Source organism: Limibacter armeniacum, from assembly GCF_036880985.1.
Classification (GTDB): domain Bacteria; phylum Bacteroidota; class Bacteroidia; order Cytophagales; family Flammeovirgaceae; genus Limibacter; species Limibacter armeniacum.
Genome location: NZ_JBAJNO010000008.1, coordinates 215,161 through 227,420 on the forward strand (window position 1 = coordinate 215,161; position 12,260 = coordinate 227,420).

8 protein-coding genes are annotated in these 12,260 nt (G+C 40.2%); 4 read left to right on the top strand and 4 right to left on the bottom strand.

Translation table 11 applies throughout. From position 1 onward, the window contains the following. Positions 1–272: 272 nt before the first annotated feature. The 4 genes from creD to V6R21_RS06910 form a co-directional block, all read right to left on the bottom strand. Entirely contained in the window at positions 273–1,628 is a 1,356-nt protein-coding gene (creD, locus tag V6R21_RS06895; protein WP_334242074.1) for a cell envelope integrity protein CreD, read from the bottom strand. Positions 1,629–1,646: 18 nt separating this feature from the next. Beyond that, positions 1,647–3,173 carry a DUF4153 domain-containing protein gene (locus V6R21_RS06900; protein WP_334242076.1) on the bottom strand — a complete coding sequence of 509 codons (1,527 nt, stop codon included), beginning with the start codon at positions 3,171–3,173 and terminating at the stop codon, positions 1,647–1,649. Between the two features lie 92 nt (positions 3,174–3,265). Continuing rightward, positions 3,266–3,568, bottom strand: coding sequence for a winged helix-turn-helix domain-containing protein (locus tag V6R21_RS06905; protein WP_334242078.1), 303 nt, complete (start codon positions 3,566–3,568; stop codon positions 3,266–3,268). Beyond that, positions 3,565–4,185 carry a hypothetical protein gene (locus V6R21_RS06910; protein WP_334242079.1) on the bottom strand — a complete coding sequence of 207 codons (621 nt, stop codon included), beginning with the start codon at positions 4,183–4,185 and terminating at the stop codon, positions 3,565–3,567. Before V6R21_RS06910 ends, V6R21_RS06905 begins: the two co-directional genes overlap by 4 nt. A gap of 190 nt (positions 4,186–4,375) precedes the next feature. Here V6R21_RS06910 and tsaB point away from each other — a divergent pair, with 190 nt between their 5' ends. The 4 genes from tsaB to V6R21_RS06930 all read left to right on the top strand — a co-directional run bounded on the left by tsaB (position 4,376) and on the right by V6R21_RS06930 (position 12,221). Then, positions 4,376–5,059, top strand: a complete 684-nt coding sequence (tsaB, locus tag V6R21_RS06915; protein ID WP_334242082.1) for a tRNA (adenosine(37)-N6)-threonylcarbamoyltransferase complex dimerization subunit type 1 TsaB — start codon at positions 4,376–4,378, stop codon at positions 5,057–5,059. 86 nt (positions 5,060–5,145) lie between these two features. Continuing rightward, positions 5,146–7,680 (top strand): replication restart helicase PriA, encoded by a 2,535-nt coding sequence (priA, locus tag V6R21_RS06920; protein WP_334242084.1) that lies wholly within the window; start codon positions 5,146–5,148, stop codon positions 7,678–7,680. Between the two features lie 493 nt (positions 7,681–8,173). Beyond that, entirely contained in the window at positions 8,174–9,559 is a 1,386-nt protein-coding gene (locus V6R21_RS06925; protein WP_334242087.1) for a right-handed parallel beta-helix repeat-containing protein, read from the top strand. Between the two features lie 1,282 nt (positions 9,560–10,841). Next, positions 10,842–12,221 carry a NosD domain-containing protein gene (locus V6R21_RS06930; RefSeq protein WP_334242089.1) on the top strand — a complete coding sequence of 460 codons (1,380 nt, stop codon included), beginning with the start codon at positions 10,842–10,844 and terminating at the stop codon, positions 12,219–12,221. Positions 12,222–12,260: the final 39 nt, after the last annotated feature.

Below are 12,260 nucleotides of genomic sequence, written 5' to 3' on the forward strand. Positions count from 1 at the left end.
ATTCAATGATGTACAACCAAGGTTGGCTAGAACGGGGTAATAATGAGGTATTCCTCAGTGTGCTTACTATTATCTGTCTTTGATGACTCCTGTTACAGATAGCAGCTCAAGCAGTAATTGTTTGAATAGAATTAGTTCGGTCAATTTTTAAACGTACGTTTAATTTGATAATTGTATTATATGCTGTTGAAATAGTATTAAAAATATTATGATCTATCAAAAATCCCCTGTACGTATCTGTTACAGGGGGTTTTTGATGTTAAAAATTTAGTTTAATGAATGTCTTGTTGCGGATCATGTAGGTTATACCAGTCAATTTTCCGTGAGAGCACCATCACAATTGCCAGTACTAGCAGTAACCCAATACTACCCATCAGTAGTGCATAATCCTGTAATTGGATGATGGTATAGATAAAGGAATAGGTAATGATCAGGACCAGTCCAAGAAGCTGTGTTAACGTTTTTTTCTTGAAAATACTGCTCACATAAAAAGTGATTAGTCCGATAATAACCAAACTGGCAGAGAGGTAACTCATGGTAAACGAAATATGTTCTGAAAGAGCGATCAGCAGTGTGTAGAAAATACAGATGGCAAGACCTACAATCAGGTATTGGACAGGGTGGATTCTCAATCTGTTGAGTGCCTGAATAAAGAAGAAGACCAAGAATGTAAGGGCAATGACCATCACTGCATACTTGACCGCACGGGTATTTTTCTGATATTCATCAACAGGCATCAGTAGTTCTACACCATAATCAGAGTATGCAATATCAGGTTGATCCCCAATAAATTTCTGTGGATAAGGACGGTTCAGGTCCAATACTTTCCAGTTGGCTGTAAAGCCTTCTTCTGTAATCTCCCTGTCAGCAGGCAAAAAAGCACCATCAAACTTAGGATCTTTCCATATGGATTGTAGGTTGGTAGTGGTGGTTTTACCCAAAGGGGTAAAGTAAAGGCTTGAGCTGCCATTGAATTGTAAGGAAACAGAAAAGTTAGCAGCATTGCGGCAACCCGCTATGCGTGTGCTGATACCTGATGAGATTACCTCTCGTGTAGGAATGCCTGGACTAAACGCATACTCTTTTTCATTCCACTTGAGGCGAACAGCATTTTTGATGCTTCGTAAGTCAGAAAGTCCAAGAGCGATAAAAGCATCATCCCAAAGAATATCTTTTTCATCAACCTTCCATTCCGAAAAGTCAGGGGAAGTAAACTGACCTTGCAACTGGACATCGGCACTGTAGACCACGACTTCATACAAGCTCCGGTAACGTACTTCCGGCGATAGCTTTCCTGTGATTTTTAGGTCTTCAGGTAGGAAGTGAGCATACTCAGTAGTTTTTACCAACTTCTCCTCTTTGAGTTCTTTATCCCAAATTGTGCTGTATTGGTAATAAGGTATTGTCAGGACTACCCCTGTGACTGTTTGCTGTTTTCCCCACTTTTCGCTGACCTCATTTACAGCACTGCGTTTTCTGCTTTCCCTTTCTCTGATAAGGTCTTTAATCATTGCAACGGGAATCAGCAGTACCAGAATGAGGATGCCGACCGTGATCAGTTTCAAGGAGATGGAGGAGCGTTGCCATTGACTGAAGCGTTCCAGTAGGTTGGGCTTTTGAGTTTCCATGTTTTTAGTTTATTAAAGTTATTTGTCGTTTTCTGTAAAATATTGATAAGCCTGCCAGTCTGCAAAATTCCATGATAGCCAGCTTCTGTTACCGACATCGGATTTTAGATTGTCTATTTTGTCTGCCAGCATGTTGTTGTACCTTTCGTTTAGTGAGGGATCATCGAGGTTATAGACCATCTTATCCTTATGCTGATGCAGGATAGGGGCTGTTTTATCAGAGAGTTCTCGAAGTAAAAACCCTCTGTCCAGTACAGGGCTATATTTCAGATTGTAATTCGCAATCATAGTGTCCCAGTTGATTGCCGTACAGCAAATGAGGATCAGAAATGTATTCCAGCCATTGACACGTAACAGGTAAGCAAAACTTTTGCGATGCTCTATTTTATAATACATACTGTAGAGTCCGGCGATTGTCAGAATAAGAAAAACAATTACACCAAGCCTTTTATAAGCCAATCCAAAATGGGCAATGTAATGGTAGTTTCGTACACCGACCGAGATAGCCAGAATGAAATTCTGTATAATCCATGCCTTTGCCAATAGCTTTAGGCGAGGATTTTCTTTGATAAAGTTTAGGTTTTTCCTGAAGTAATAGATTAGAATTCCCATTGAAAGGAAGATACTAGCAATTAATAGCCAAGTGCCTTCGTGTACAAATAGAGAGAGATCCATTCCTGCTTTATACTCAAAGCCAACCCAAATCCAGATGATATCAATTGCATTGACAACAAGTAGCAGTACATTGACCATGATCAGCAGGGTAGCAGCAGAGCGGAATTCATTTTTCAGGGCATTCATTGGAAAGACAGGATAAAATTGTCTTTGCATAGTTGGGATGTCCCTTCGGTTATTTCCCCTTTTCCTTATAATGTTTTCAGGATTTTGTATCTCAATATCCAATAGCATGCCCAACTGACTTTTGAGCAGTACCCACCCTACAATCCATGTTCCGAGGCAGAAGAAGAATATTTTAGAAAAAGAAAGGGATTCCAATATCCAGATAAAGCCCCTCAATGCATCTTCTGTGACATATGCCAAGCCAGAGGCAAATACAGGATTGGCTGCACTGTAAATCCACATAAAAACAGCCAGACAGACAAGTGGCACAACCGTAATACGCATCCAGTACCACCATTTATGAAAAGCCAGCGCTTTTATATCAGGTAGGTGGAGTACAATGGTATAAATGAAAAGCCTTGGGAACTTGAACCATGCTTGTATGGCTGTGACGCCGGCAGAAAGAACATGCATTAATGCTGCTTGGTGCATAAAACCAGCTAATACAGCAAAGGAGATCATATACATTACTTTAGCCATGATAGAGCCATATGCAACTACCATGATAGCCGTAAACAGGTGGCTGGCTAAGGCAATACGGACCGTTTTTCTGCCAATTATTTCAGGGTATATGACCCAAGCACTACCAATAATAAATAGGGTAAACAACAGGGTATTGATGCCCATTACTTCATCAAAAAATAGTTGGATGAAGAGAAAACCGCCTAGTAGCGGAAGAAGTAGTTGATGGATTTTTGAATTCATGGTTATTAATTTAAAGTACTTTGAATCACAAAGTAAGTGTTTCAAATATTGCCCGCATTGATGGTGCGGGCAGTACATGGAAAAGCTGATGCTTAAAGGTTACTATTCTTGATCAGTTGTTCGAGTGCCTCTATATGGTCCTGAAAAGCTTGTTTGCCTTGCTTGGTTGCCCTGTAGGATGTATTGGGTTTCCTTCCGACAAACTTCTTTTCCATCTCAATAAAGTCAAGTTTTTCCAATGCCTTGAGGTGACTGGCAAGGTTGCCGTCAGTAGCGTCAAGGGTTTCCTTCAGCGTAGTGAACTCTACCCAGTCATTGACTACCAGTACTGACATAATTCCTAACCTTATCCTGCTCTCGAATGCCTTGTTGATATTTTCGATTAGATTCTTCACCGCTCGTATTTGTAGTACATGATTCCACCATAAAGGATGTGCAAGATACCGAATCCGATCGCCCAAAAGAAAAGTCCGTAGCCGGAGAAGTAAGCCGCCAGCAGCCCGAGAATGATCTCTCCAATCCCTAATGACCTGATATCCCCAAAGGTATATTTACTGGCATTGACCAGTGACAGTCCGTAAAAAATCAGTGTAACAGGTGCCACCATGATAGCCATTCCTTTAAGCAATAGGATTATAGAGAAAATACCCCCTGTAGCCAATGGAATAGCAAGGTTGAAAACGACTCTTTTGGAGCTGTTGTTCCAAATAGGTTCCCCTGATTTTTTAGCTTTCCTGTAAGAGAAAATAAGCCCTGTTGAAATAGCCAATACCAAAGTGGCAATGCCAATAAAAATCAGTTCCTTAACCGTATTTTCTGAAAAATAGGCTCTGCGATAAAAAATACTGTCATCAGGCTGGTAAGCCCTGAAGTAAACAATGACAGCGGCAATCAGTGCATATACACCGGCAAAAATGCCTGATAGCCCACTAAGCGACAGGAAGCGGCTCGACCGTTCCATCAGCTGCTTGATCTCGGAAATTTCCCTGAGTGCGTCAGCCTGTGATTTCATGTTTTAGTTTATTTTAAAAGTACTTTGTGTTTCAAAGTAAGTGATTGTTTTTTAATTCTGCAATTACCAAGGAAAAGATTTGTCCGAATACGATAATTTTGTGCAGCACTCGCCAAGTGTTAACTTTGATCCGCTGAAATGTAAGACTACCGGTCTTATGTCTCACACCTAAAGTATAACATCTGAAAAAATGATTCTTAGTATAGATACTTCAACTACGGTTTGTTCGGTCGCATTACACCAAACAGACGGTACTTTGGTAGCTTTTTATGAGCTGCATGTAGAGCAATCGCACGCTGAATATTTGAATCAGCTGATTGCAAATGTGATGGGGAATGCCGGTGTCAAGAATACAGACTTGAAAGCAGTGGCAATATCAGAAGGTCCGGGGTCTTATACCGGGTTGCGTATCGGAACAGCTGCGGCGAAAGGTTTTTGCTATACGTTGGAGATTCCATTGATAGCTGTCAGCACGCTGAAGTCAATGGCAAAAGAAATCGCACCTTATTATAAGGAGGGTATATTGCTTTGCCCAATGATTGATGCCCGCCGAATGGAAGTTTATACGGCATTGTATGATACAGCTTTGAATGAAACGGAGAAAGTACATCCAAAGGTGATGGACGAGACCTCTTTCAAGGAAGAATTGGATAAACAGCCAATCGTGTTTTTTGGAAATGGAGCTGATAAGTGCAAAGAAGTATTGGCACATGAAAACAGCACTTTCCTAGACGGTATTGTTCCTTCTGCTAAACATGTAGGGACATTGGCTGCTGAGAAATTTGCCAAAGAGGAATTTGAGGATGTGGCCTATTTTGAGCCATTCTACCTGAAGGAATTCCGAATGACCAAACCGAAGAAGAAAAGTTTATAATAAAGAAGCTGGATGCTGGAACATAGAAGCTAGAAAAAGCCTATTATCTTCTCTATGTTCTAGCTTCTTGTCTCTAGTCTCTAACTATGGACCTCGAACTGACTAGCGAACCAACACTTTTTGTGGAAGTACTACTTCCAGTGCCTATTCCGGGCACATTTACATACCGAGTACCGGTTGCCATGAATGACCTTGTTCAGAAAGGCGTACGGGTATTGGTAGAGTTTGGTGCACGCAAACTGCATACAGGTATCATTGCTGATATCCACAATCGACCTCCAAAAAACTATCAGGCAAAATACCTGCTGGACTTACTGGATGACTCACCAACAGTCAATGAGCTTCAGTTAAAGTTTTGGAACTGGATGGCTCAGTACTACGTGGCAACACCCGGTGAAGTAATGAAAGCTGGGTTGCCGGCAGGCCTAAAGCTGAGTAGTCAATCCCGTATTCAGCTAAGACCAGAGTTTGATATTGAGGAAGCGCTGGATTTGGAAGTGCTTTCGGATAAAGAACTTAGGCTGTTGCGTTCTTTGGAACAGGAAGATTCTATTCCTTATGAACAGGCAGCCGATATTTTGGAGGTAAAGAATCCTTATTATATCGTCAAGGAACTGGTTCGGAAAGAAGCGATTCTATTGTTTGAGGCAGTAAAGGACAAGTATAAACCTAAGACTAAGAAGAAACTTAGGTTGAATCCTATATTTCTGGAAACAGAAGAAGGACTGGAACAACTATTTGCTTCTTTGGGAACTAAGCAAAAGGCCAAGCAGGAAGAGGTATTGATGAAATTCCTGATGATGGTGCCTGTTCTAACCAATCCAGCATCCAATGAGGAAGGGATTGATAAGAAAGAGTTGCTGGAAGGAGGAACAAGTCAGGTTTCTGCCAGTTCATTGACCACCCTGATCAGGAATGGTATATTAGAAGAGTTTGAGTTTATTGTTTCCCGCTTTGAAGAAGATGAATATAGCGCTACCCGTTATCAGGATGCTGAAGTAAAACTGTCAGAAGCACAGCAGGCAGCGGAAAGTCAGGTGCTAGGTTATTTTGAGGAGAAGGATATTGTCCTTTTTCATGGGGTGACTGGAAGTGGTAAAACGGAAGTTTATATAGAGCTGATAAAAAAGGTACTGGATAGTGGCTCACAGGTATTATTTCTGTTGCCTGAGATTGTACTGACAGCCCAAATGGTGGTCCGCTTGAAAAAAATCTTCGGGGATTTACTCGGGGTTTACCATTCCAAGTTTTCGGATAACGAGCGGGTTGAGGTTTGGAAAGGAGTGGCAGATGGTCGCTATCAGGTGGTAGTTGGGGTACGTTCGTCTATCTTTTTGCCTTTTGAAAACCTTGGTCTGATAGTGGTGGATGAGGAGCATGAGCCTTCTTACAAACAGTATGACCCTGCACCTCGTTACAATGCCCGAGATATGGCATTGGTACTGGCACAGATGCACAAAGCCAAAGTGGTTTTGGGATCGGCAACGCCTTCTGTGGAGTCATTTTACCATGCCTTGAATGGTGCTTATGGTTTGGTGCAACTCAAAAAGCGATTTGGTGATGCTCAGTTGCCTGAAGTGACGTTGGCAGACCTTAAACTGGAACGCAAGCGCAAAACCATGAAGGAAGATTTTTCTTCTGTATTGCTCGAACAGGTGCGTAATTCTATCAATGAGCATAAGCAAGTGATCTTGTTTCAGAACCGTCGTGGGTATGCGCCTTATGTGATGTGTGAGGATTGTAGCTGGATTCCGACCTGTCCAAGCTGCTCGGTAAGTTTGACTTACCATATTCATCGTAACCAGCTACGTTGCCACTATTGTGGACATTCGGAAGCAGTGCCTAAAAGCTGTGTACAGTGTGGCTCTACCAAGATTAGGACAATGGGCGTTGGTACACAAAAGCTGGAAGAGGATATCAAGTTCCTGATTCCTGAAGCTAGGGTACAGCGACTTGATCAAGATACCACAAGGAAAAAATACGGATACCAACAGATTATTCAGGATTTCGAACAGCGTCACATTGATATTCTGGTCGGAACACAGATGGTCAGTAAAGGACTTGATTTTGATCATGTAAACCTAGTCGGTGTATTTGATATCGACCGGATGCTGAACTTCCCTGACTTCCGTGCAGAAGAACGTACGTTTCAGATGCTAACGCAGGTAAGTGGTAGGGCAGGGCGAAAAAAAGACAAGGGACTGGTTGTGATTCAAACGAATAATGTAAAGCAAACGATCCTGCATAAAGTAGCCCGTGCAGATTATGAAGCCTTTTTCCGGAAAGAAATAGAGGAACGCAAGCAATATCATTATCCACCATTTACAAGACTGATCAAATTGTCTGTGAAAGCAGAGGATCGTGATAAGGCTTCAGCAGCGGCTGGACTGCTGGCAAGAGAACTGGTTAAGAAATTGGGTGCAAAAAGGGTTTTGGGTCCGCAGGAACCTGTCATCAACAAGATTCGAAACCATTACCTGATGGATATTTTGGTCAAGCTGGAACGCCAAAAAGTAAATCCACAAAAAGTAAAAGAGATCATCAGGGAAGTACTTGGTGAGTTGGATGGTGACAGACAGTTCAGAAAGGTATATGTCAATATTGATGTTGATCCAGTTTAGATAAAAACATAACTTTGAATAGTGCAAAATGAGGTTTTTATCAAATTGTTAATATAAAAGCCATTTCAGATAGGTATTCACATTTAGTTGGGATACCTATTTTTTTAACTATTTGTAGACTGCAACCCGTTTAAATGTTTAATTTATAGGATATTTCACTACTTTTTAAGCTATTTTAACTGATGTTTATCTGTTGGGATTCACTTCCATTAATCTTCCTTTGCTTCCATTAATACTGTTGTTTAAACTAAAAATACAATGATTGCGTCTTTTATTAGGTGATCAGCCAATACAAAAAAAGGGACAGCCACCCTTTAAAGTACAACTATCACGACTTACTATAGTCGTAACCATTTTATCTCAGCTAAAGTCTCATTTCCTCGTTAGCCGGAAAACAGTTGTCCGACAAACTAATGATTTGATTCCCCCTGCTAGACATGCTATGCGGGCAGGGAGCGGGCAATTATTGTGTTTATAAAAACCGTAATAAGGAATGAAATTTTCAAATTGGATTGCAAAGACGTTTTTAATCTCAACTTTTTGTTCAGCAGTCATGATGTCATGCGACTCAGACTCAGATAATGATATTATTAATGACGATACAAGTGTTATAGAAGGGAAGTATATTCCTGCTGATTCAACTGACTTGGTTTCAACAGACCAAATGGCAGATTCAGTATTGACAGATGAAGCTGTTGACCTTGCTGAAGACGAAGTATTGGTAAATGGAGAAGCAGTAAAGGTTGATTTTTGGATTGAGCCAGAAATGGTCTATCTAAAAGCATCAGACCACCCCGAGTTAAATAAGCCAGGGTTGGTAATGGCTTTCAGACCAAGTGAGTCACCAAGGGGTAGACTGGTAATGAATGGTTGGAAAGGTACAAGAGATGAACCGATCACCATTCTGAATAAAGATCAGGTATTGGTAGCTTCGTCGGAACAAGGAAAACATGCACTGTGGTTTACAGAGTGTGAATATATAAGAGTGAGGGGTGACGGTAACCCTTTGTATGAGTATGGGATCCATATAGTGGAGTCAGGTTCAAGCGGAATGTCATTTGACCAGAATACAACAGGGATTGAAGTTGCCTATACTGAAATCGAAAACACATCTTTTGCCGGAATCTTAGCCAAAACTGATAACGCATCAGGTTGGGTGATGAGAGATGTACACTTACATCACAACCATATTCACAACACTCATGGTGAAGGCATGTATATAGGGCAGACATCAGTTGACAATGCCCATAAGATTGAAAACTTATATGTAAACCACAACCTGATTCATGATACTGGGTGGGACTTGTTCCAAATAGCCAACGTACACGGTGATGTCCATATCTTTAACAATACATTTGTCAATGGTGGACTTGAAGAAGAGCCTATGCAGGATCAAGGTTTCCAAATTGGTGACTGGAGTCAGGCAGACTGCTATAATAATATCATATCTAATACAAACTCAAGATTCTTGTTTGTAAAAGGTGGACATGATACTAACATATATAATAACTACTTCTCTTCGACAAAACAGGCAGATGCCATCTTTATCAAGACAGAGAAAAAGCTGGATCCAAGTGCAGAGCTAAAAATTCATGACAACTGGTTCAGGGATTACAATCGTGAACTGTTCTGGTCAATGGTAGGTGATCATGAGGTGATTATTGAGGGTAATAAATATTCCCCTAACAATGATGATTCGGATTTCATTGTGTATAGTGGTCCTGCTTCCGAAGAGAACCACACAGTAACCAATAATGAGCAAATGTCTTTGCCTGCCATTGAGTTGGATGAGGACTATAATATTAAAAGTGGTTCGTATTATGATGGGTATGATTTAGGCTATATGGCTAATGAGTCACATGATAAACGAATGTATTAAGTAGAAATAAGGATTAAGTAAGTCAAAAGGCCGGTACTCTTTATATATAAGGAGTATCGGCCTTTTTTTATGATTTTGAATCTGAGTATCGTAGATCAGCTATCTTAATTGAACGTAAGTTATGGATTAGCATTACTATAATATTAGTGCTTTTAGGGCAGGATAAGCATACATTGTGTCGATGGGATGATTAATATTGACTTTTTATTCAGTGGTATACACTTTCCCTGAAGGGGCTAAATACACTAGCGATGGCCGTTGCATGTGCGATTATCCCATCGTAATGTAGAGTACATTTTTTTAAGCCCTGAAAGGGCTGCATAATCCATAGTTCATGTTGATTGAATAGGTGTGTATGTAGAATTATATACCTAAGAAATTCCCTTCTACAACGTTTAGGAATCTGATAATGGTGGCTGAGTGAAGCCATCGCCAATAAAAACGAATTTAACTTCTAATTAGAGAGACTATAAATCATTGTATGCTGAAGTGATATTTAGGTGAGTGATAAGGCCATCGGTTCTTTATATATAAGGAGTCGTTGGTCTTTTTTATGAGCTCTTCACTTTGAATGTTAGGTTCCTTATTTGTTTAGATGCAGTGGTGAGTCAGTTATTTATATCTCACAAGACTAAAACTAAAGTGACAGAGAGTGTTTAAGGTAATGGCTTTTTAGCTCAGGATACGCTTCAGTTGAACCACCTTTTTTCTGAGCGTGAACATTCCCCGAATTACAGCATTTGAAACAGTTCAAAATCAGGTGAAATCGTGCTGAATTTCTCCTGATTTTGGTCAGATTCTGGTTTTTAAAAATGACCAAAACTGAAAAAGTTTGTGTGAATATGGGAATTTTTTTGAGTCGACACCCCTGTTAACGACTCCAGTGCTGATTTTTTGATAATTGGTAGATAAAATGCCCTATTTTTCAATAATTATAGGACAATTCCCTGATTTTCACTCGAAAAATATAAGATTTTCCTCTTTAAATTTACGTTCGTTTATTTTCCTTAACTCCTATTAATACAAAGAAATAAACTAAAAGTACAAGAATTCTGTCTTTTTGGTGTGCTTGACAACAACGGCACACTGGAAAAGACAGATGGTCTTCCAGAAAATTCCCGCTGATTATTCAGCAATTAAAACGACTAAAAATCATAGAGAGTATTTCTCTTCGTTAGTCAACAATTCAATAATTAAGAAATACAGTGAAGACAGTTTCCCTGACCAAAATGACCTACGGGCAGGGGTGGGAAACTATTGTGCTTACTTAAATCGATATTTTATGAAGTTTTCAAATTGGATTAACAGAGCCCTTCTAATTTCAATGATTGTTCCTGCTACTATGATGTCATGTAGCTCAGATAATGATGTATTAGAAAGTGGTAATGAAGAAGTATTAGCCCCAATAGCAGAAACTGAAGCAACAACAGATACGACAACAACAGATTCAACTGATTATATAGTAGAGGCAGCACCTGCATCACCAATAGGAAATCTTGCTGATGATGAAGTGGTAGTAAATGGAGAAGCCGTTAAGGTTGACTTCTGGATTGAACCTGAAATGGTTTACTTGAAAGCAGCAGACCATCAGGAATTGAATAAGCCAGGTCTTGTAATGGCATTCAGACCAAGTGAGACTCCAAGAGGTAGACTTGTAATGGATGGTTGGAAAGGAACAGAAGGTGAGCCAATCACAATCGTGAACAAAGAGCAAGTGACAGTAGCTTCAAGTGAAGCAGGAAAACATGCACTTTGGTTTACTGGATGTGAGAATATTAGAGTAATGGGTAATGGTAACCCTAAGTTTAAGTATGGTATTCATGTAGTAGAGTCTGGATCGAGTGGTATGTCATTTGACCAGAAGACAACAGGCGTAGAAGTAGCTTATATTGAAATCCAGAATACGGACTTTGCCGGTATCCTTGCCAAAACAGATAATGCTCACGGTTGGGTAATGAGAAACTTGCATATTCACCACAACCTGATCCATGACACGCACGGGGAAGGTATGTATATCGGTCAGACCTCTGTGGATAAGGCACACGCAATTGAAAACCTTCGTGTTCACCATAACCTGATTCATGATACAGGATGGGATTTGTTCCAGGTAGCAAACGTTCAAGGTAATGTAGAGGTGTATAACAACACAATGATCAATGGAGGTAAAGAGCAAGAACCAATGCAGGATCAAGGTTTCCAGATTGGTGACTGGAGTGCTGGTAAGTATTACAATAACGTAATCTCCAATTCGAACTCAAGATTCCTGTTTATCAAAGGTGGTCATGATATTGAGATGTACAACAACTACTTCTCATCATCACAAAAAGCAGATGCGGCTTTCCTGAAGACGGAGAAAAAATACCAGAATGGAGCCCTGTTGAATATTCATGACAACTGGTTCCGTGATTATAATAACGAACTGTTCTGGTCACTGATCACTGTCAACCAAGTGAGAATCGCAGATAATAAATACGCTCCTAATAATGAGAACTCTGAGTTCATTGTGTATGGAAATGGTGCTTCAGAAGCGAATCACGAGATCTCGGGTAATGAGAAAACTCAGTTGCCTGCAATCGAACTGGATGGAGAATACAATATCAAATCAGGTTCATACTACGATGGCTTTGGTCTAGGTTACCAAGCTAACGATACACAGAACTAATAGGATTTAAATAGAGGAATAAACGATTGATCAAAAAGG